Here is a 23,095-nt window from a genome sequence, read left to right on the forward strand (position 1 = left end):
TTTGTGATTTATTTAAACCTATACAGAAAGGCATTGATTATTCATGGATTTATTACATTCGCGCAGCCACTTTGGCTTTATCGGACTTGGTCTGATCGGCGGCTCGGTTGCCCGCTGCATCCGCAGAGAGCTTCCGGATGCCCGGATCAGCGCTTATAATTACTACGAAACAAAGAAACACCCCCGTCTGGAAAAGGCACTCGCAGACGGCGTACTTACAGATATTACAACAGATATTTCCCGCGTTTCAGACTGGGATGTGATCTTTCTCTGTGCTCCTGTCCGCACAAATGTGGCATATCTTACCAGATTAAAGCCATACCTGAAAGCGGACTGCATTCTGACCGATGTAGGAAGCGTGAAGGGCGAGATCTACCATGCGATCCGTAACGTTGGACTCGACCACTGCTTTATCGGCGGTCATCCCATGGCAGGAACAGAACACATCGGTTACGAATACTCCTTTGCGGAGCTTCTGCGGGACTGCTACTATATTCTGACACCGACGGACAGAATTCCTGAGGAAAGCATCGCATGGATGCAGGAATTTGTCCGCAGCGTCACACATTCCCGCTGCGTCACGATCGATGTAAACGAACACGATGAGGCAACTGCCGGCATCAGCCACGCACCGCATGTGATCTCCGCCGCTTTAGTCAATGCCGTCCGCGCCAGAGACGATAAAGGCATGTACCGGCTTCTTGCCGCAGGCGGCTTCCGGGACATTACAAGGATCTCTTCCTCCTCTCCTGAGATGTGGAAAAGCATCTGTCTTGCCAACCGGGATGCCATTCTCGAATTTCTGCAGGAGTACCGGAATATTCTCGGTACCATGGAGCAGGCGATCCGCGAAGGCAAAGAGGAAGATATCGAGCATTTTTTTGCCACTGCAAAGGAATACCGCGATCAGCTCTTTTCGGATGACAGTAAATAAGCATTTGAACCAGACTGCCACAGTGTGCTATACATAGAAAGGATCTTTCATTGATTATGGAAAATATATTAGAGGGTTTAAATCCCCAGCAGAAGGAAGCGGTAGAACATTTCAAGGGACCTCTCCTGATTCTTGCAGGTGCCGGTTCCGGTAAGACAAGAGTTCTGACACACCGGATCGCATATCTGATTGACCACTACGATGTGAACCCATACCATATTCTGGCACTGACCTTCACCAACAAGGCTGCCGGCGAGATGCGCGAGCGTGTCGATCAGATCGTAGGCTTCGGTGCTGAAAATATCTGGGTCAGCACCTTCCACTCTACCTGCGTCCGCATTCTGCGCCGCTACATTGAGGTGCTCGGCTACAAACGCAGCTTTACGATCTACGATGCCGATGACCAGCGTGCTCTGATGCGTGAGATCATTAAGTATCTTGATCTTGACCCTAAGAAGTATAAGGAACGTGCCTTCTTAAATGTCATCTCCAACGCCAAAGACGAGCTGATCGGTCCCGAAGATTACGCCGCACGCGCACAGGGCGACGGTATGCGCGAGATCTACGCCAGAGCCTATCAGGAATACGAAAAGCGTCTCCACGATGCCAATGCACTTGACTTTGATGATCTCATCTGCAAAACGATCCAGATGTTCCAGGAGAACAGAGACATTCTCTCCTATTACCGGAACCGTTTCCGCTACATTCTGGTGGACGAGTATCAGGATACCAACACGGCACAGTTTAAGCTGATCAGTCTTCTGGCAAGTACTCCTTCCGACGATGGCGGTGTGGAACACAATCTCTGCGTTGTCGGTGACGATGACCAGTCGATCTACAAATTCCGTGGTGCCAATATCATGAACATCCTGAATTTCGAGCAGGAATATCCGGACACGCGTGTGATCCGTCTGGAAGAAAACTACCGCTCCACCCAGAATATTCTGGATGCCGCCAATGCCGTGATCCACAACAATACAAAGCGTAAGGAGAAGGCTCTCTGGACAAGGAAGGACAAGGGCGATTCCATTTACTATTCACAGTTTGAAAATGAATACGAGGAGGCAGAATCCGTTTCCTCTGCGATTGCCCACGCCGTCAGTAACGGCAAGGCTGATTATAAGGACTTTGCCATCTTATACCGCACCAATGCACAGTCCCGTGTATTTGAGGAGAAGCTGATCAACTATAACATTCCATACCGCATCGTCGGTGCCGTTAATTTCTATCAGCGCAAGGAGATCAAGGATATCCTCGCCTACCTCAGAACAATTGAAAACGGCATGGATGATATATCTGCAAAGCGTATTATCAACGTGCCAAAGCGCGGCATCGGTCTGACCACGATCGATCGCGTCAGCAATTATGCGATCATACACGGCACCAGCTTTTACAGTGCCCTGCAGGATTATGAATACATCGAAAATATCGGCAGAAGTGCCGCAAAGCTCGGCAGCTTCGTTGGTCTGATCGAATCCTTCCGCACGAATCTGGAAGATCCGGACTATTCGATCGAACAGCTCATCCGTGACGTTGTTGAGCAGTCCGGCTATGAAGCGATGCTTGCCGAGGATGACAGCGAAGAATCCCAGGCGAGACTGGAAAATATCGAGGAGCTTATTAACAAGGCTGCCTCCTACGAGGAGGATCACGAGGAAGAAGGTGCCACTCTGGGCGGCTTTCTGGAGGAGGTTGCCCTCGTCGCAGATATCGACAATGTGGATGACAGCACGGATATCGTCCTTCTCATGACGCTCCACAGCGCCAAGGGACTTGAGTTTCCGTATGTCTATCTGGTCGGCATGGAGGACGGCATCTTCCCGGGTGCCATGGCCGTGTACGGCGAGGATCCCGATCAGGCAGCCGAAGAGATGGAGGAGGAACGACGCCTGTGTTACGTCGGCATCACCCGTGCCATGAAAAAGCTCTCCCTAAGCTGTGCCCGCAGCCGTTTCCGTAACGGAGAGCATCAGTTTAACCGTCCATCCCGCTTTATCAGCGAGATCCCTCGTTACCTGCTGCATGCAGGCAGCAACTCTTCTACCGCCTCCTCCGGCGGAGTCAGTGCCGCTGAGTTTTTAAAGCATCAGCCGGGCGGCTCCTTCTCCTTCGGTGCCGGGACCGGCAGCTCTTCCACGCGAAGATCCGGTTCTACACGCTCCAATACGGGAGGCTACGGAACCGGCACCTGGAATCCTGCAATGGAACAGCGCACAAAGCAGGCAGGTCATGCCCGCGGCAAGAGCGGACTTGATCTGCTTGCCGGAAACCCGATGATCTCCAAAGGCTTTGGAGGCTCTTACAAAACACCTTCTGCCAAGTCATCCTCTGCCGCAGGCAACTCCCAGACGCTCTCCTACAGCGAAGGAGACCGTGTCCGCCATATGCGCTTCGGCGAGGGCAGTGTACAGAAGATCACGCCGAGCGGAGCCGACTTTGAAGTGACCGTTGCCTTCGACAATGGCAACACCCGAAAAATGCTTTCTTCGTTTGCAAAGCTAAAAAAGGTATGATATAATGATCCTCAAAGAAAAACAAGCGAACAGGAGGTATTTTATGATGAATAATTCAAAACTGGAAGAACTTTTAAACACTGCACGTATCAACGAACTTCTTCACAAAAAGGAATTAGAAGAGAAGAATAAAAACGGTATCATAATCGCACTTGCCATCATCGGCGCAATTGCAGCAGTCGCAGCGATCGCTTATGCAGTTTACCGTTATTTTACACCGGATTATCTCGATGACTTCGACGATGATTACGAGGATGACTTTGATGATGATTATATCGAGTTTTCCGACAGCAAGCCGGAGGCTGAGAACTAATCAGACAACGCGTCGGAATAGACGACAGACAATGCCAAACCGAAATGGATCTCCATTTCGGTTTGTTTTTGCGAACATATGAGACACAGGGGACGGTGTACTGCCTGCTCTCCCATCGTCTAACGAATATACATGCAGTACAGAAATGAGGATAATATGAAGCTTTGGGGCGGACGTTTTACCAAGGAAACAAATCAACTTGTACACAATTTCAACGCATCACTTTCCTTTGACCAGAAGTTTTATCATGAGGACATTCAGGGAAGCATCGCTCATGTAACTATGCTTGCCGATCAGGGTATCCTCTCCCATGAGGACAAGGACAGCATTATTCAGGGGCTCGAGGGAATCCGTAAGGATCTCGACGAAGGAAAGCTTGAATTTACGGCAGAGCATGAGGACATTCACAGCTTCGTGGAAGCTCATCTGATCGAGCGCATCGGAGACGCCGGCAAACGTCTTCATACCGGCAGAAGCCGTAATGATCAGGTAGCGCTTGATATGAAGCTATACACACGCCATGAGATTGAGGAAATGAACGATCTGTTAAAGGGTCTTTTGGAAAGCATCCTGCGCATCATGAAGGAGAACCTTCATACGATCATGCCGGGATTTACACATCTGCAAAAGGCGCAGCCGATCACTCTGGCACATCATATGGGTGCATATTTTGAGATGTTCAAAAGAGACCGTTCCCGTCTTTCCGATACCTTAGAGCGTATGAACTACTGCCCGCTCGGCTCCGGTGCACTTGCCGGCACAACATATCCACTCGACCGTGAAGAGACCGCAAAGCTGCTTGGCTTTACCGGTCCGACACTCAACAGTATGGATTCCGTTTCCGACCGCGATTATCTGATTGAGTTTTTGAATGATATGTCCATTATCATGATGCATCTTTCCCGCTTCTGCGAGGAGATCATCACCTGGAATACCAATGAATATCAGTTTGTCGATATCGACGACTCCTACTCCACCGGCAGCAGCATCATGCCACAGAAGAAAAACCCGGATATTGCCGAGCTTGTCCGTGGCAAGACCGGTCGTGTATACGGTGCACTGATGTCTCTTCTGACCACCATGAAGAGCCTGCCTCTCGCATACAACAAGGATATGCAGGAGGATAAGGAATTTGTCTTTGATGCGATCGATACGACAAAGGGATGTATCGTTTTATTCCACGGTATGCTTGATACCATGACCTTCCGTAAGGACCGCATGCGTGCCAGCGCAGAGGGCGGCTTTACAAATGCAACAGATGCCGCAGACTATCTGGTAAACCACGGTGTTCCATTCCGTGATGCACACGGCATTATCGGTCAGCTTGTACTCTACTGCATCGACAAGGGCATTTCTCTTGGCGAGATGAGTCTTGATGAATACAAGGCGATCAGCCGGTATTCGAGGAGGATATCTACGATGCGATCTCTATGGAGACCTGTGTCAACAAGAGAAATACGATCGGCGCTCCGGGTCCGGATGCCATGGCAAAGGTGATCGACACCTACGAGAAATATCTCGCAGAATAATAATGTTTAACGCAAAGAGGTATGCTTTCAAAAAGCATACCTCTTTTTAGGGTATAGAAAAATGCTCGCAATGTGGTGGGAAGCAAGGGCAAAACGCTGGTTTTGCCCTTTTTTAGTATATACAAAAATGCTCGCAATATGGTGGGATGCAAGGGCAAAACGCTGGTTTTGCCCTTTTTTAGTATAGGAATAAGATCCGGAGCTTGCCGCATTTCTTATCCCGCAAGCCCTGTTCCAAGCTTTCCGGTATATAACTGATAATACTTGCCCTGCTGCTCGATCAACTGGTCGTGCGTTCCTCTCTCAATGATTCTTCCCTGTTCCAGAACCATGATACAGTCACTGTTCTTAACTGTGGAAAGACGATGTGCGATCACAAAGGTCGTTCTTCCCTTCATCAGCCGGTCCATACCATCCTGGACAAGCTTCTCGGTACGGGTATCGATCGAGCTTGTCGCCTCATCTAAGATCAGTGCCGGCGGATCTGCGATCGCTGCTCTGGCAATCGCAAGAAGCTGTCTCTGTCCCTGACTTAAATTGCCACCGTCACCGGTCAGAACCGTATCATAGCCCTGCGGCAGATGACGGATAAACGAATCTGCATTGGCAAGCTTTGCTGCTGCCACAATCTCCTCATCGGTTGCATCCAGCTTTCCGTAGCGGATATTATCGCGGACCGTTCCGGTAAACAGGTGTGTATCCTGCAGAACGATTCCCAGAGAATGACGAAGATCCTCTTTCTTGATCTTATTGACATTGATCCCGTCAAAACGGATCTTTCCGTCCTGAATATCATAAAAACGGTTGATCAGGTTTGTGATCGTTGTCTTACCGGCTCCGGTAGCTCCTACAAATGCAATCTTTTGTCCCGGCTTCGCATACATTTCCACATCGTGCAGAATGATCTTATCATCATTATAACCAAAATCCACATGATCAAAGACAACCTCGCCGCGAAGCTTCTGATAGGTCACGGTATCATTATCCTTATGATAATGCTTCCATGCCCACACACCGGTTCTCTTCTCGCTCTCCGTGATCGTTCCGTCCGCTGCCTCGTTGGCACGTACAAGCTCGACATAGCCGTCATTAACCTCCGGCTTCTCATCCAACAGCTCAAAGATACGATCTGCGCCGGCAAGTGCCATAACGATACTGTTTAACTGCATGCTGACCTGATTGATCGGCATACTGAAGGATTTGTTGTAGTTCAGGAATGCCACAAGACCACCTACGGTAAAACCGCCGATCTTATTGAAGGCTAAAATTCCTCCGATCATGGTACAGAGTACATAGCTGACATTTCCAAGCTGTGCGTTGATCGGTCCCATGACGTTGGCAAAGGTATTGGCATTGTCCGCGCTGTGGAAAAGCTCATCGTTCAATGCATTAAACTCATCGATGCTCTCCTGCTCACGGCAGAATACCTTGACAACCTTCTGTCCGTTCATCATCTCCTCAATGTGACCGTTTACCTTACCCAGATCTCTCTGCTGCTGGATGAAGTATGCACCGGAAAGACCTGCCACCTTCTTGGTAACGATCAGCGTTACTCCAACCATAACCAGCGTAACCACGGTCAACGGAACATTGATGATCAGCATTGCCGCAAGCACACTGATGATCGTGATCAGACTGGAGAAAAACTGTGTCATACTCTGACTGATCATCTGACGGAGTGTATCAATATCATTGGTGTAGATTGACATGATATCACCGTGAGAATGTGTATCAAAGTATTTGATCGGCAGGGACTCCATATGAACAAAAAGCTCATCACGAAGCTTTCTTAAGGTTCCCTGTGTGACATTAACCATCAATCTGTTATAAGCCCAGGTTGCAAAAACACCAACGCCGTAAATACATGCGACCTGAATAATCTTGTGCAAAAGCGGCGTAAAGTTCTTCTCCTTTGCGTGAAGCAGAGGTGTGATATAATCATCGATCAGCGATTTGGTAAACATAGTCCCCTGTACATTTGCAAGCACGCTGACAATGATCAGGATCAGCACCAGCACCATGTACACACCATAACTCTTACCGATATATTTCAAAAGACGTTTTATTGTCTGTCCGGGATGCTCTAACTTTACCTTCGGTCCCATCCCTCTTCGTCCGCCGGGTCCTTTTGGTCCACGCAGTTTCTGTGAACGGTTTTCTGCCATTTCTCATTCCACCTTTCTATCTATCCTGTCCCAACAGGTACATTTCCGATTTACGAAACCATCTGTTACATTTCATCGAAATCTCCGCTGCCGGAGGTCTGAGATTCGTATACATCACGATAAATCTCATTATTCTCCATCAACTCATCATGTGTTCCGTATCCGTTGATCGTTCCGTTTTCCATCACAATAATATGATCAGCATTCTGAATGCTGGAAACACGCTGTGCAATGATCAGCTTCGTTGTACCCGGAATCTCCTCCGCAAATGCCTTGCGGATCTTTGCATCTGTGGATGTATCCACCGCACTTGTGGAATCATCTAAGACAAGAACCTTCGGCTTCTTTAAGAGTGCTCTTGCAATACAAAGTCTCTGCTTCTGTCCACCGGATACATTCGTACCGCCCTGCTCGATATAAGTGTCATATCCCTTTGGCAGCTTCTCAACAAACTCGCTGGCGCAGGCAAGATCACAGGCATGCATACATTCCTCTCTCGTTGCCTCCTTATCACCCCAGCGGAGATTGTCAAGGATTGTTCCGGAGAACAGTACATTATTCTGTAAAACAACGGCAACCTGATTCCGGATCACGTCGATATCATATTCACGGACATCTCTGCCGCCGACTATAACGCTTCCGTCCGTCACATCATAAAGACGGCTAAGCAAAGAAACAAGACTTGATTTACCGCTTCCGGTTCCTCCGAGAATACCGATCGTCTCTCCGGATTTGATCGATAAGTTGATATCCTTAAGTACCGGCTCCCTAGCATCCTTCTTATAGCTGAAGTCCACATGTCGAAACTCAATGGAACCATCTGCCACTTCCATAACCGGATCCTCCGGATTTGTGATATCCGGCTTCTCATTTAATACCTCAGCCACACGTCTCGCACTTGCCACACTCATGGTAACCATAACAAAGATCATGGAGAGCATCATCAGGTTCATCAAAATGTTCATGCAATAAGTAAGAAGCATTGACAGATCACCTGTGGTCAGTGTATTGCTGACGATCATATGTGCTCCCATCCAGCTGATCACAAGGATACAGGTATATACGGCGAACTGCATGATCGGCATATTCAGGCAGATCATTGCCTCCGCCTTTGTAAACAGACGGCATACATTGCCACTTGCTTTTGTAAACTTCTCTTTCTCATGGTCCTCACGGACATATGCCTTTACAACACGGATTGCAGATACATTCTCCTGCACACTCTCATTTAAGTCATCGTACTTCTTAAAAATACTGTTGAAATATTTGGTTGTTCTTGTCAGAAGCACAGCAAGAATTGCTCCCAGGATCAAAACCGCAATGAGATACACGGTGGCAATCCTTGTGTTTACTGCAAAGGACATCACCATGGCGCAGATCAGACTGAACGGTGCGCGCATACACATACGCAACAGCATCTGATATGCATTCTGAATATTGGTGACATCGGTTGTCAGTCTCGTAACAAGACCGGCTGTGCTAAATTTATCAATATTGGAAAAGCTGAATGTCTGAATGTTTTCATACATTGCTTTTCGCAGGTTTTTCGCAAAGCCTGTGGAGGCTTTTGCACCGTACTTACCGCCCATAAATCCACAGAAAAGACTGAAGCATGCTGCAAGCAGCATTAATGCTCCCATTTTATAAATGTGTCCGGCATCTCCTACCGAAACACCGTTGTCAATGATCGACGCCATCATCATCGGAATGATCGTCTCCATGATGACTTCGAGGATCATAAAGATCGGCGTTGCAATCGACACCTTTTTGTATTCCTTGATCTGTGATGCTAATGTCTTGATCATAGTCAGAAATCCCTCCTTTTTCTCTCATCCTGCTGCCGCTTTGTGTTGTCATTGATATTATGCGCAATGCGTTCCAGATAGTCCTTAAACTGCTCCAGCTCCCGGGTGGTAAACCCCTCCACCAGAAGCTTCTCAAACTCTGCGATCTCTCCTTCGATCTGCCGGTGTATCTCTAAAACCTTCGGCGTCAGCGTCAGCTTCTTTAATCTGGCATCATAATCTACCGGGGAACGCATTATCAGACCCTTGGAAACCATCTGATCCACTGCCTTTGATACATTTGATCTGGTCATGGCAAGAGCCTTCTCCACATCCTTCTGAAACACATCCTCCTGCTGATGATCCAGCATATAATGGATGATCCAGCTGTCCATTCTGGAGAGCTTCTCTCCCGGCATGCGGCGATACGCAGATCAATGCTTCTCCGGATCAGATTAGAAACACAGTTGATCTGCATACCAACCGCTCCATCCTTCTTCATCGGCTCTTCCTCCCTTCTGTATGTATTGTTTTCCTGTTTTAAATACATTGTTGAAAAGTAGATTGTTTCCATTTCAACAATAGGCGTGATTTTTATTATAGACAAAAAAAAGATAAAGTCAATAGACTTTATCTTTTTTTAAGGATTGTCAAATACTGATCACAATTTATTTCGCAACGATATTAACAATTCTGCCCGGAACATAGATTTCCTTAATGATATTCTTGCCCTCAAGCTTGTCTGCGATCGTCTCTTTTGCCTTTGCAAGCACATCTTCCTTGGCATCATCCTTGCCAATGCTCAATGTTGCACGGGTCTTTCCATTGATCTGGACAGCAATCTCAACCGTAGACTCTACTGTCTTTGCCTCATCATACTCCGGCCATGCAGTCTGATATACATGACCCTCTCCGCCGATCATTTCCCACAGCTCCTCTGTGATATGAGGTGCAACCGGATTTAACAGAGTAAGAAGTGTCTTATACTCGCCCTTTGTCACTGCATTCTTCTTGTAGAAGTCATTGATCAGTGACATCATTGCTGCGATTGCTGTGTTGTATTTCAGATTCTCGAAATCAAGACTTACCTTCTTGATTGCCTGATGCATCTTTGTCTCCATGTCAGAAGAGTATCCTTCCTCATCTGTCATGATCGTCTGCAGCTTCCATACACGCTCCAGAAAACGGCGGCAGCCTTTACTCCGTCCTCTGACCAGGATGCACTCAGATCAAAGGCTCCGATAAACATCTCATAGGTACGCAGTGTATCTGCACCGTATGCCTGAACGATATCATCCGGATTTACTACGTTTCCACGGGACTTACTCATCTTCTCACCGTTCTCTCCGAGGATCATTCCATGGGAGGTACGACGCTGATATGGCTCCTTGTTGGTACGATTCCCTGATCGTACAGGAACTTATGCCAGAAACGGGAGTACAGAAGATGGAGTGTTGTATGCTCCATACCACCGTTATACCAGTCTACCGGCAGCCAGTATTTCAGTGCTTCCTTGCTTGCCAGTGCCTCCGTATTGTGTGGATCGGTGTAGCGCAGGAAATACCATGAGGAACCGGCCCACTGCGGCATGGTATCTGTCTCTCTCTTTGCCGGACCGCCACAACACGGACATGTTGTGTTGACCCATTCTGTCATAGCTGCGAGTGGAGACTCCCCATTATCGGTCGGCATGTAGCTGTCCACCTCAGGAAGCAGCAATGGAAGCTCGCTCTCATCGAGCGGCACATAACCACACTTCTCGCAATGTACAATTGGAATTGGTTCACCCCAGTATCTCTGTCTGGAGAATACCCAGTCACGCAGCTTATAGTTTACTTTACGGTTACCGATTCCCTTTTCCTCCAGGAAATCCTTCATTTTCTCTTTGGCTTCTGTTACTTCCAGACCATCGAGGAAGTCAGAGTTGATCATCTTACCGGTTGCCACATCCGTAAATGCAGCCTCGTTGATATCAACAGGACCCTCCTTGCCTTCTACAACCTGAATCATCGGAAGATCAAACTTCTTTGCGAACTCCCAGTCACGGGTATCATGAGCAGGTACTGCCATGATCGCACCGGTACCATAGGACATCAGAACATAATCGGAGATCCATACCGGAATCTCCTTGCCGTTTACCGGATTGACTGCACTCAGACCACCAAGGATCACACCTGTCTTATCCTTTGCAAGCTCAGTACGCTCAAAATCAGACTTTCTTGCTGCCATCTCACGGTACTTCTGGATCTCATCCCAGTTTGTGATCTCATCCTTATACTTATCGATCAGCGGATGCTCCGGAGAGATAACCATATAGGTTGCTCCAAACAGCGTGTCTGGACGCGTTGTATAGACACGAAGCTTCTCGTCCTTATCCTTCAGGCGAAAATCAACCTCAGCTCCCTCAGAACGTCCGATCCAGTTCTTCTGGGAAACCTTAACCTTCTCAATATAATCTACATCGTCCAGATCCTTGATCAGCTTATCTGCATATTCTGTAATCTTTAACATCCACTCGCTCTTTACCTTGCGGACAACCGGTGCACCACAACGCTCACAGACACCGTTGACAACCTCCTCGTTGGCAAGACCAACCTTACATGAGGTACACCAGTTGATCGGCATCTCCTTCTTATATGCAAGACCTGCATTAAACAGCTTTAAGAAGATCCACTGTGTCCACTTATAATAATCCGGATCCGTCGTATTGATCTCACGATCCCAGTCAAAGGAATATCCGAGTGACTGAAGCTGTCCCTTAAAACGTGCTACGTTATTCTTTGTAACAATCTTCGGGTGGATATGGTTCTTGATCGCGTAGTTCTCTGTCGGCAGACCAAACGCATCCCAGCCCATCGGGAATAATACATTGTAGCCCTGCATTCTTCTCTTACGGGAAACGATATCAAGAGCGGTGTAAGGTCTTGGATGACCTACATGAAGTCCCTGACCGGATGGATATGGGAACTCAACCAAAGCATAAAATTTCGGTTTTGAGTAATCCTCAGAAACCTTAAATGCTTTCTCCTCCTCCCAGATTTTCTGCCATTTCTTTTCCACCGTATGGTGATTGTACATTTCTGCCATGATAATCCTCCAATTCTACATTTATTACAATCTTAATGTGTACTGTATCTCAGATCAGATAAAAGCCGATCCATCCAAACAAAACTGCTATGACTGCTCCTGCTGCCACATCCTTCGGAAAATGCACTCCCGTGATCACCCGAAAAACTGCCAGTGCCACGCCACAAGATCCTGTGGCAATGCCAAGCGGCAGATTGATCCAGAATACGGCTGCTGCAATGATCATGTTTGAAAAAACATGACGGCTCGGAAAGGAATTTGCCTTTGTATCCTTATTCAAAAGCGGCGTAAGGTCATAAATTTCGTACGGACGTTTTGCACCAACCACCTTTCGAAACAGTGTGACAATCACAAAGCCAACCGCCGGCACCAGGATAAACCGGATCAACCGCCCGTCCCGTCCAACCAACAGAAACGCCGCCATCACACAGTATATGGCTGCCGTCACCGCTGTCAGTGCACGAACCATCAGCCGTACCGATCCAATTCCTATATTCCTCTCTGTCCAATCCATACATTTCTGATAACTATTCTTCGTCATTCGATTCCTTTATTCCAATAGAAAGCTCTTCTAACTGCTTCTCATCGACTCTGGATGGAGCCTCTGTCATGAGGCAGGATGCATCCTTTACCTTCGGGAAGGCGATCACGTCACGGATGCTGTCCTGCTTTGCCATCAGCATAACAAGACGATCCAGACCATATGCCAGTCCTGCATGTGGCGGTACACCATACTTGAATGCATTCATCAGGAAACCAAACTGCTCATACGCAGACTCCTTGGTAAATCCAAGTGCCTCAAACATTCTCTCCTGAATGTCATCCTGATGGATACGGATGGAACCTCCACCGATCTCGGTACCATTTAACACGATATCGTAAGCTCTCGCACGAACCTTACCTGGCTCTGTCTCGAGAAGATCCAGATCCTCCTCCATCGGCATTGTAAACGGATGATGCATTGCCACATAGCGCTGTTCCTCCTCCGAATACTCAAACTGAGGGAACTCTGTTACCCAGAGGAATCGGTACTCGTTCTTGTCCAGCAGATCAAGCTGCTTTGCAAGCTCCAGACGCAGGTTACCGAGTACATCATAAACGACTTTATTCTTATCGGCTGCAAATAAGAGCAGATCTCCCGGCTGTCCGTCCATCTTCTGAACAAGTGCGGATAACTCGTCCTCTGTCATAAACTTGGCGAAGGAAGATTTATATGTGCCATCCTCATTCACACAAAGATATGCCAGACCCTTTGCACCGAAATCCTTTGCAAACTTCACAAGAGCATCGATCTTCTTGCGAGGCATGGATCCCTGTCCCTTTGCATTGATACCACGAACGGAGCCACCGTTTTCCAAAGCTCCGGTAAATACACCAAAGCCACAGCCTGCCACAACCTCAGACACATCGGTAAGCTCCATGCCAAAACGAAGATCCGGCTTGTCGCTTCCGAAGCGGTCCATTGCCTCCTGCCAGGTCATTCTCTGGATCGGCAGCTCAATGTCAATATCAAGGATCTCCTTGAACAGCTTCTGAAGAAGACGCTCATTGACATCCATAACATCATCCTCATCGACAAAGGAAAGCTCCATATCGATCTGTGTAAACTCCGGCTGTCTGTCTGCACGAAGATCCTCATCACGGAAGCATCTTGCAAGCTGGAAATAACGGTCATATCCGGAGCACATTAAAAGCTGCTTAAACAGCTGTGGTGACTGCGGAAGTGCATAGAAGCAGCCCGGATGCACACGGCTCGGCACCAGATAATCTCTGGCTCCCTCCGGCGTACTCTTATTGAGCATCGGTGTCTCGATCTCAAGGAATCCCTCATCCGCAAGAAACTGTCTTGTCAATGTCGCGATCTTACTTCTCATGATCAGATTTCTCTGAAGATCCGGACGACGAAGATCCAGATAACGGTACTTTAAACGAAGATCCTCCTTGGTCTTAATGTCCTCCTCGATCGGAAACGGTGGTGTCTGTGCCTCAGAAAGGACACGAAGCTTAGTTGCCACAACCTCAATCGCACCGGTTGGAAGGTTCTTGTTGATGCCACCCTCCCGTGCCACAACAGTACCAACGACAGCGATCACAAACTCGCTTCGAAGCTTATATGCCTTATCAAACAGCTCCTGTCCCAGCTTTTCCTCCTGAAAATTAATCTGAAGAAGTCCGCTGCGGTCGCGGAGATCCACAAAGATCAGTCCACCTGTGTTACGGGCTTTCTGTACCCATCCCATCACGGTAACCTCCTGTCCGATGTTTTCTTCACTCAATTCGGCACAGCGACAGGTACGCTTTAAGCCTCTCATTGATTCTGCCATGATAACCCTCCATTTATTAATTATTGTAAATTATAAACATTGTCCAACAGTCTGTTACAGACCATACCGTATAAGATAATACACCGAATCCCCAAAACATGCAAGCCAACGTTATTATTCCTGCATAATTTATCCGGCTAGATTCACATTTCTGTTATAATGCCTCCGCTTCCTTCACAAACAAAGGCAGATGTTCCTTCTGTAATGGTGATATCACTGTACACAGAGAGCGAAGCTTCTCCCCTGCCTCATTGTGGATCACCCGCTGAAATGCCAGAAAGCAGCGCATATCATAATCCTCGACCTCATCGATCATGATCTCCATCGCCGCAAAACGTTCAAAAGCCCTCCGGTAACTTCTGTCGGTTGTCAGTGCACAGTACACATCGCAGATACGCAGAATGCGTGCCATCCACGGGATCTTATCACCCCGAAGGTTTTCCGGATAGCCGGTGCCATCCACATTCTCATGATGATAATAAACTGCCTGTGTGATCCCTGCCGGATATCCCTCTGCCATCAGCATATCGCAGCTGTGCGTCGGATGCATCCGCACGATCTTCATCCTCTCGATCGTCAGTGTCTCCTCACTGCCTGCCTCGTTCATATGCTTCATCACCCAAAGCTTGCCAATATCATGTAACAGGCCTGCCACAGCGATCTGACGGCAAAACGTCTCATCCTCGCCAAGTTCCTTCGCTACCTCCTGTGCAAGATTACTGACCTTCACACCATGGCTCATCTCGACATAGATATACTCTCTCATTTTACTGCTCAGGGAAGCACTCTCCATGACGAGCTGCTCCAGATAATCCTCTTCCATGTTCTAATCCCCCATACCATGTTCTTGTTTCCGCTTCAGCATCTCATCAATGCGGGAAATATAATCCGTCACACTCTTGACATTCTCCACACGGCTGACAATATGCCGTTTCCTGTCATAGCATTTCGTGCTCGCCCCGGCACCGAGTGCTGCAATACTCTGCATTTCTTCCATGATCAGAATATTGTACAGACATTCTTTCCCCTCGCGGGCAAAGCCGATATTCTCCTGTCCGGAGCTTCCGGCATAGCCTGCTGTATTCTTTTGCCGGTACATATAGTACGGCTGATATCCATTCTTCCTCGCAAAAGCAAGCCCCATCTGCATCATCTGTTCCATGCGGCGGGCACGCTCCTCCTCCGGGACAGCTCCCTCATCCAACAGTCTGCGCAGCCTTGATGCACGCTTGACCACCAGTGAATGGATCGTCACGCTGTCCGGATCAAGCGCCTTCATCTGTGCCAGAGTATCCGCAAAATCCTCCGGTGTCTCTCCCGGAAGCCCGATGATCAGATCCATGTTAATATTGTCGAAGCCACATTCTCTCGCCAGCGCAAACACCTGCTTTGTCTGTGCGACCGTATGCTGTCTGCCAATGCTTTGCAGCGTTTTATCCTGCATTGTCTGCGGATTCACCGAGATCCTCTCTACGCCAAAGCGTCTAAGTGCCATCAGCTTTTCCCTTGTAATGCTGTCCGGTCTTCCGGCCTCCACCGTTATCTCGTACGCATCCTGCACCGGAAAGTTCTCATACAGACAGATAAGCAACTCCTCGAGCTGTTCTGCCGATAATGTCGTCGGTGTGCCTCCCCCGATATACACAGAGGTCAGTTTCTTTCCTTTCTGCAGCTCTCCGCAGAAACGAATCTCCCTCTTCAGCGCCTCAAGATAATCCGGGATCAGACTGCCAAACTGCTCCATCGGATATGACGGAAACGAACAGTACAGACAAGTCGACGGACAAAACGGAATCCCCACATAAAGACTGTAGCCCTTATCATACTCTGCCTTCTGTAAAAGAGCTGCCTCCCTTGCGGCAATGTCCAGACAAAGCTCTGCTTTCTCAGGGCTGCAGCAATACTCCTCTTTCATACTACGTCTAACGGTATCAAGAGGTTCGTTCTGAAGAAGACGGTTCATCGGAATCTTTGTCGGTCTGACTCCTGTCATCGTTCCCCATACCGGAATACTTCTGAGCATTCCCTCCTGAAGTGTTTCTTCTTCCATTTCACAAAGTATCGTAAAAAGCAATTTCTTTAATTTATTTTTGTAATCCGTCCGATACGGATGGGTGGTCTTATCCACGTGCTTATGAAAGTCCTGCTCACCGCTGACTGTTACAGACCGTTCGCAGTATTTTCCACCGTTTAGAAGCCACACCGTGATCTTATCCTGTCCAAAAAAAGCGCCGACAAACAGTGCTGCATCTGCATCGGTCTGTGCCAGTGCTTTTAAACTGTTTTCATCCTGCTTCTCAAGGATCACCACCCGGTTATGCTCCGCCGGGAAAAATCCAGTCACAAGCGCCTGTATTTCATAGTCGAAGTCCCGCTCCGACAAAACAATATCTATCATATTATTCTATTATTCCTCGATTTCTCATCATTTCTGACCGGACAGCCATACCCTCGTCTAACCCGCATACGGATTAAACATCTTCTCATCCCGGATCGTCGTCATCGCACCATGTCCCGGAAATACGCGGACCGCCTCCGGAAGCACCAGAAGACGTTCACGGACCGACTGCATCAGTGCCCGGTTACTACCGGTCGGAAAGTCCGTTCTTCCAACGGACTCCTGAAACAGCGTATCCCCGGAGAACAACATGCATGCATTCGGAAAATAGAAGCACATTCCGCCACTTGTGTGTCCCGGTGTCAGGATACAGCGCATCGTCTCACCTAAAAGCTCAAGCTCCTGTCCGTCATCCAGCCAGACATCTGCCTTCAGACTGACGTTATCTCCCATCATCACCGATACATTCTTCTGCGGATCTGCTAACAGCTCTTCCTCTTTTCCGGAGGCATAGATCTTTGTCTGAAATCTGCGGCGCACCTCATCTGCTGCCGTAATATGATCAAAATGTCCATGTGTCAGAAGGATCCCTACTACCTTTAACTGCTTTTTAAGAACATGTCTCTCGATCGTATCCGCCTCATAGCCCGGATCAATGATCAGACACTCCTTCGTATCCTCACGATATAAAAAGTAGCAGTTAGTCTGGATCGGTCCCACCATTCTGGAATCACATTTTAATAAGCTCATCTCTTTCCTCATTTCTTTCTTTATGAACGGCTTCTCTGAATATCTGTTACACTCGGCACATTGCGCAGCTTCTTGATCAGCTCATTTAACGCTTCCACACCGCGGATCGCAAAGCTGACATTGATCGTCGCAATGCCCTGCTTACTTGTTCTTGTATTCATTGCCTTCACATCAATCTTATTCTCTGTCAAAATCTTCGTGATATCCATCAGGATACCCATACGGTCATATGCGTAGATCACGATCTCTGCATCGTAATCCTCATCGGCAGAGCCCTGGGAATCCACACTCCACTCAGCTTCAATAATACGCTGGCGATCTGCCTCGGACAGATTCATCATATTAACACAGTCTGTACGATGAATGGAAACACCTCGTCCTCTCGTCACAAAGCCTATGATCTCATCTCCCGGCACCGGACTGCAGCACTTTGAAAAACGAACCGATACATCAGACAGGCCGGCAACCACAATACCACTTTTTGATTTGACCGCTGCTGCCGGACGGGATACCCCGGCATTCTCAGTACTCTTTGCCACCGCATCCAGAATCTCCTGATCGGTTGTATGCTTTGGATTCTTCTTGTCATATGCATTCTGAAGGCGATTAACAATCTGTCCCTCCTTCAGTCCACCGTGACCCAGCGCAGCCAGCACAGAATCCCAGTCTCTGAAACCGTATTTCTTCATACAGTAATCGGTATATTCCGTTTTCAAAAGATCGGACAATAAAACGCCCTGCGCCTTACAGTAATTAGCAAGAAGCTCCTTGCCCCGTACAATATTTTCCTCTTTAAACTGCGAACGGAACCACTGATTGATCTTGTTCTTCGCCTGCGGACTCTTCACAAGAGCCAGCCAGTCACGGCTCGGTCCCTTCGAATTCTGCGAGGTCATGATCTCGACACGATCACCATTCTGAATCTTATAATCAATCGGTACAAGGTTTCCGTTGACTCTCGCACCAACCATTCTGTTGCCGACAGCACTGTGCACCGCATAGGCAAAATCGATCGTTGTAGAGCCTGCCGGCAGGTTCTTGACATCGCCATCCTTCGTAAAGCAGTATACATGATCGGAAAACAGATCAAGATCACTTTTTAAGAGACTTAAAAACTCTTTATTATCGGACATGTCTCTCTGCCATTCCAGAATACGGCGCAGCCATGCAAGCTTCTCCTCCTCATTGTCGCGGTCTCTGCTTCCATACTGATTCTCTTTGTATTTCCAATGCGCAGCGATACCATATTCAGCGGTACGGTGCATCTCATAGGTACGGATCTGAATCTCAAACGGCTGTCCCATTGAACCGATCAGTGTCGTATGAAGCGACTGATAATTGTTCGGCTTCGGCATCGAAATATAATCCTTAAAATGACCCGGGATCGGCTTGTAGATCTCATGGATCACACCGAGTGCCGTATAGCAGTCACGTTCTGTCTCAACGATAATACGCACGGCAAACAGGTCATAGATCTGATCCAGCCTCTTGTTCTGTGTGACCATCTTCTTATAGACACTGAAATAATGTTTGGCACGTCCATCGATCGTTGCCTTGATACCCGCCTCCTCAATATGATGGCTGACCTCGTTAACGATCTTGCGGATCAGGATATCGCGCTGTTCCTTGCCATTGGCAATGCTTGATACAAGCTGGTTATACATCTCCGGCTCAAGATACTTAAACGCCAGGTCGTCTAACTCTACCTTTACTTTGGAAATTCCGAGACGGTCTGCGATCGGTGCATAAATATCAAGAGTCTCTCTGGACTTTTCCTTTTGTTTCTTCGGCGTCTGGTACTGCATCGTACGCATATTATGAAGACGGTCTGCCAGCTTGATCAGGATAACGCGGATATCCTTTGCCATGGCAAGAAACATCTTACGCAGATTCTCCGCCTGTACCTCGACCTTGTCCGCCACATAATCGAGCTGTGTCAGCTTTGTAACACCGTCCACCAGAAGTGCTACCTCATCTCCAAACTCAGCCGCCAGCTCCTCGCTGGTCATGACGGTATCCTCCACCACATCATGAAGCATACCTGCCACGATCGTTTCCTTATCTAACTCCAACTCTGCCAGGATAATGCAGACACACACCGGATGAATGATATACGGCTCTCCTGACTTACGAAGCTGCCCGTCATGTGCTTTATAGGCGATCCGGTACGCCTTCTCGATCATGGAAATATCATCGGAGGGATGATACTTTCTGATCATCTTAATCAGCTTTTCATACAATACCTGTGGCTCTGTAAAATCCTCCGGTATTGTGCTTGTGGCAAGTTCTCCATTATCAATTTTAATTTCAGGTCCGTTTTTATCCATATTAGGTCACTCCATTCTGCATCTGAATCTATCGGTTTTCCTCGTATCCTTTATCATGATTTATCAGGGGACAGTATACGTCCACGCCGATTTCGCCTGCCCCACAATGGTATCAATATCCCACCTCTTCTCACTTCTGGTAATACTGTTCGGATCATTTATCATCAGCTTTCCGTCATCGGTCAGCCCCGTCAGTACAATAAAATGACCGGTCGTTGTGAAATCACCCGGTTTCATGCTGCAGATCACCGGCTGTCCCTTTTTCAGGACAGATCTTAACGAATCTGCCCCCACCGATACAGATTCTGACTTCAGCCCCAGCTTTCTGGCTCCGGTGGACATTAACGACCATGCCGTTCCGGAAGCAACCGTACAGTAATTATTCTCCACACTAAACTCTGCCACCGCATCCGGTGATTTGGAGGTATCCTTTAACAGACCTGCCACTACCATGGAAAGACAGGTGGGACCACAGCCGTTGATACCGATATTATCATTTCCATAGGTAAGATATCCCCATCGCTCATCCCACTGCTGAAAGCGCGGGATCCCATTCTCGGCAGAATCCAGTTCCTCCTTCGTCACACTTCCCGATGGCTTGATGTCTGACTTGTGCTTTGGATAATTCTCTACAAACTCCAGTGCATCCGGATTGTTCGATGCAAGCTTTAACATGCTTTCGCTGTACTCATAGAGGTTGAGCAGGATATTTTCCACCTGCGGGTATTCTGATCTCATCTCCTCAAGCTTGGCAGCGTACTTCTCAAAGCCCTCCGGGATCGAATATTCCGGTGCTGCCTCCGTCGGCTTGATGGTCGCCTCTACCTGCTTGTTCTTCTGACTTGAGCCGCCCTGTACAGTCCTTACACCAAGCCGGATGAGCCCAACCAAAAGAAGCAGGATCAACACTCCTGCCACACCAACTATGGTTCTGGCGATCATTACCTTTCTGCGGCGTTCTCTGCGGCGTTTCAGCCGATGAAGATAACGCCTGTATTCTCTTTCTTCCTCTTCGGTTCTTTCCCTGCTCATCGCTTGTCCCCCTCTCCTTTACAGCTCACAGTCTATATCCATCAGCCGTCTCATCAGGGTCTCAAATTCCTGCTCATCAATTTTGTCATCCTCCAGCCGGTCCGTGATAAGCTCTTCAAGCTCATCCCAGGAATACTGGCTTTCCCCTGCTTCCAGACGATCAAGTTCTTTGTCCCAATTCTGGTACTCTGACATATACATCCTCCGTTCTTTTTCATCAATATACTCATGTAACATAATATAATAATTCGCTCTTTCCTGTCAATCTCCGGTTGCCAGCAGTTCCTCCACCAGCTGCATAGTTCTCTGTGTCGAGTGACCATCAAGTGCATCTAAAAACAGTCTCTGAAACTGCGTCTTTGTCATTGCCGGGGATGTCTCTTCTGTCGGATCATCAAGAAGCCCCGCCGCCGCTTTTATAAGTGCCTCCATATCCGAAATGATCTTTCCCGGCGCAAATGCCGCAAATTCAAAATAGAGATCTCTTTTCTCCAGATATTCCTGCAGATCAAACGTATAAAATAAAATAGGAATATTCAAAAGCACCGCCTCAAAAATAACCGAGCTGTAATCCGTGATCAGCACCGATGTGATAAAGAGCAGATCATTGATATTCTCTTCTCTCGAAAGATCAAGCACCCTGTCCTGATATTCCTCCGGGATCTCACAGCAGTCTCTGACAAACGGATGATTCTTGAGGATCAGCACACTTTCCTGTGGAAGCTCTCTCATCAGTTTCTCCACAGAAAACTTCTCCCACGGATAATAGGCTGTCTTATTACCGCTTCCCCGGAAGGTCGGTGCAAATAAAATGACCTTCTTATCCCGGCAAACTGGATAGCGTGTATAAAGTGCCTCCCGGATCTGTTCCCGATATGCTGTATCGAAAAAGACATCCGTCCGCGGAACTCCGACCGGCCGCACACAGCGCTCATCGATACCAAAGGCCTCGCTGTAAAAAGGAACAACACCACTGCTGCTCGCAAGCGCTGCCGTATAGCTGCGGTGATTCCTTGACGACTGCGTCAGGTGATCCACAACGCCAATCTCTGATAAACCAAACAGCTTAAATGCTCCACAAGCATGCCACATCTGCAGGATCTGTGTCTCCGGACGCATAGTCAGTGCATGAAGCTGTGGCACAAAGTCCTCCAGAATAATGAGCTTTGCCTCCGCCACCATTTCTGCACATTCCCGTATCTGCTTTCTGCTCAGCTTATGAACCGGCGTCTCTGTTAAAAATTCCCGGTAGGAAAGTCCCTTTTCCCGCACACAGGCACGAATGCGGTCCAAATTACCACCATTTTCCACACGCCGCTCCGACAAAAACAAAATCCCCTTTGTCTGCGGCACTTTGCGACAGGCATGTTCATAGCATTTTTTAAAATAACCGGTCTTATACTCCCTCACACTATAGCCGTAACCGGTCAGGTCATGAACCAGACCATGTGCATGATAGATCACGGCACTCTTCCCGTGGCGGCCGGCTGCTGCCTCATGCAGCGGATGAAGTCCTTTCACCGCCAGCACACCATCCAAAAGCCAGACCGGAAGAAGCAGTGTGCAGATTCCGTAAAGCACCACCGAACCCGCTTTCTGAAGAATATTCTTCGAATGCTGCTGCCGGATAAACAGTTCTCCCGGCAGATCAAACGATGCCGGCTCATAGCTCCATAAGGACTCCGGTTCACAAAACGCCAAAGAAAGCTTCACCCGTTCTGAAGGCTCCGGAAACTTTTCAAAAAAAACATACGAAAGATCCACCGAAACTTTGGAAAGATACTGTCTTTCCTGACCATTTTCCTGCTGATTCCCGGCTACAACCGGAAAATACCGTCTGCCACAGCCCGCATCAAATACAAGCGATCCCCGAAGCTTCGGTTCCGTATGCGACCGGCTCGTCCGGCATTCAATCTCGATTTCTAATATCTTATTCTCTTTATCTACATGATGTTTTGTGATCTGCACATTCATTGCTATGATTTCCTCCACGTCAGAC

At 48.0% G+C, this 23,095-nt stretch carries 15 protein-coding genes and 2 pseudogenes; 4 read left to right on the forward strand and 13 right to left on the reverse strand.

Features of this window, described 5'->3' with window-relative positions; all coding sequences use genetic code 11:
• Window positions 1–43 precede the first annotated feature (43 nt).
• From DXA20_RS11680 to argH, 4 genes and pseudogenes are all read left to right on the forward strand, one after another.
• Entirely contained in the window at window positions 44–934 is an 891-nt protein-coding gene (locus DXA20_RS11680) for a prephenate dehydrogenase (RefSeq protein WP_118560972.1), read from the forward strand.
• 56 nt (window positions 935–990) lie between these two features.
• A complete protein-coding gene (locus DXA20_RS11685; RefSeq protein ID WP_118560974.1) occupies window positions 991–3,447 on the forward strand; it encodes an ATP-dependent helicase in 2,457 nt (818 codons plus the stop codon).
• Window positions 3,448–3,493: 46 nt separating this feature from the next.
• Window positions 3,494–3,760, forward strand: coding sequence for a hypothetical protein (locus DXA20_RS11690; protein WP_334294593.1), 267 nt, complete (start codon window positions 3,494–3,496; stop codon window positions 3,758–3,760).
• Window positions 3,761–3,916: 156 nt separating this feature from the next.
• A pseudogene (gene argH / locus DXA20_RS11695) lies at window positions 3,917–5,289 on the forward strand (argininosuccinate lyase).
• Between the two features lie 215 nt (window positions 5,290–5,504).
• Here the strand turns inward: argH and DXA20_RS11700 are convergent.
• The 13 genes and pseudogenes from DXA20_RS11700 to DXA20_RS11760 form a co-directional block, all read right to left on the reverse strand.
• Window positions 5,505–7,454 (reverse strand): ABC transporter ATP-binding protein, encoded by a 1,950-nt coding sequence (locus tag DXA20_RS11700; protein ID WP_022305756.1) that lies wholly within the window; start codon window positions 7,452–7,454, stop codon window positions 5,505–5,507.
• A 65-nt stretch (window positions 7,455–7,519) separates the two neighbouring features.
• Window positions 7,520–9,259: an ABC transporter ATP-binding protein gene (locus DXA20_RS11705; RefSeq protein WP_118560976.1), complete on the reverse strand. Its 1,740-nt coding sequence runs from the start codon at window positions 9,257–9,259 to the stop codon at window positions 7,520–7,522.
• A 2-nt stretch (window positions 9,260–9,261) separates the two neighbouring features.
• Complete coding sequence (locus tag DXA20_RS11710) at window positions 9,262–9,633, reverse strand: MarR family winged helix-turn-helix transcriptional regulator (RefSeq protein ID WP_158577224.1); 372 nt, start codon at window positions 9,631–9,633, stop codon at window positions 9,262–9,264.
• A gap of 273 nt (window positions 9,634–9,906) precedes the next feature.
• Window positions 9,907–12,325, reverse strand: a pseudogene (gene leuS / locus DXA20_RS11715) (leucine--tRNA ligase).
• A 49-nt stretch (window positions 12,326–12,374) separates the two neighbouring features.
• Window positions 12,375–12,866, reverse strand: coding sequence for a phosphatase PAP2 family protein (locus DXA20_RS11720; protein WP_118560980.1), 492 nt, complete (start codon window positions 12,864–12,866; stop codon window positions 12,375–12,377).
• A complete protein-coding gene (gene aspS, locus DXA20_RS11725; RefSeq protein WP_022305751.1) occupies window positions 12,853–14,649 on the reverse strand; it encodes an aspartate--tRNA ligase in 1,797 nt (598 codons plus the stop codon). The genes DXA20_RS11720 and aspS overlap by 14 nt, the downstream gene beginning before the upstream one ends.
• 154 nt (window positions 14,650–14,803) lie before the next feature.
• The gene (locus DXA20_RS11730) at window positions 14,804–15,472 is read right to left on the reverse strand and encodes an HD-GYP domain-containing protein (protein ID WP_022305750.1); all 669 of its coding nucleotides are present in this window, start codon (window positions 15,470–15,472) and stop codon (window positions 14,804–14,806) included.
• A gap of 3 nt (window positions 15,473–15,475) precedes the next feature.
• The gene (gene hemZ / locus DXA20_RS11735; RefSeq protein WP_022305749.1) at window positions 15,476–17,047 is read right to left on the reverse strand and encodes a coproporphyrinogen dehydrogenase HemZ; all 1,572 of its coding nucleotides are present in this window, start codon (window positions 17,045–17,047) and stop codon (window positions 15,476–15,478) included.
• 57 nt (window positions 17,048–17,104) lie between these two features.
• Window positions 17,105–17,737, reverse strand: coding sequence for an MBL fold metallo-hydrolase (locus tag DXA20_RS11740; RefSeq protein WP_022305748.1), 633 nt, complete (start codon window positions 17,735–17,737; stop codon window positions 17,105–17,107).
• A gap of 20 nt (window positions 17,738–17,757) precedes the next feature.
• The gene (locus DXA20_RS11745) at window positions 17,758–20,064 is read right to left on the reverse strand and encodes a RelA/SpoT family protein (RefSeq protein WP_118560982.1); all 2,307 of its coding nucleotides are present in this window, start codon (window positions 20,062–20,064) and stop codon (window positions 17,758–17,760) included.
• 63 nt (window positions 20,065–20,127) lie between these two features.
• On the reverse strand, window positions 20,128–21,096 hold the full coding sequence (locus DXA20_RS11750; RefSeq protein ID WP_118560984.1) for a C39 family peptidase: 969 nt from the start codon (window positions 21,094–21,096) through the stop codon (window positions 20,128–20,130).
• An 18-nt stretch (window positions 21,097–21,114) separates the two neighbouring features.
• Window positions 21,115–21,291: a hypothetical protein gene (locus DXA20_RS16220; RefSeq protein ID WP_022305745.1), complete on the reverse strand. Its 177-nt coding sequence runs from the start codon at window positions 21,289–21,291 to the stop codon at window positions 21,115–21,117.
• Between the two features lie 66 nt (window positions 21,292–21,357).
• Window positions 21,358–23,070, reverse strand: a complete 1,713-nt coding sequence (locus tag DXA20_RS11760; RefSeq protein WP_118560988.1) for a CDP-glycerol glycerophosphotransferase family protein — start codon at window positions 23,068–23,070, stop codon at window positions 21,358–21,360.
• Window positions 23,071–23,095 lie beyond the last annotated feature (25 nt).

It is taken from the genome of Roseburia sp. AM59-24XD, assembly GCF_003478445.1.
Taxonomy (GTDB): Bacteria; Bacillota; Clostridia; order Lachnospirales; family Lachnospiraceae; genus Jutongia.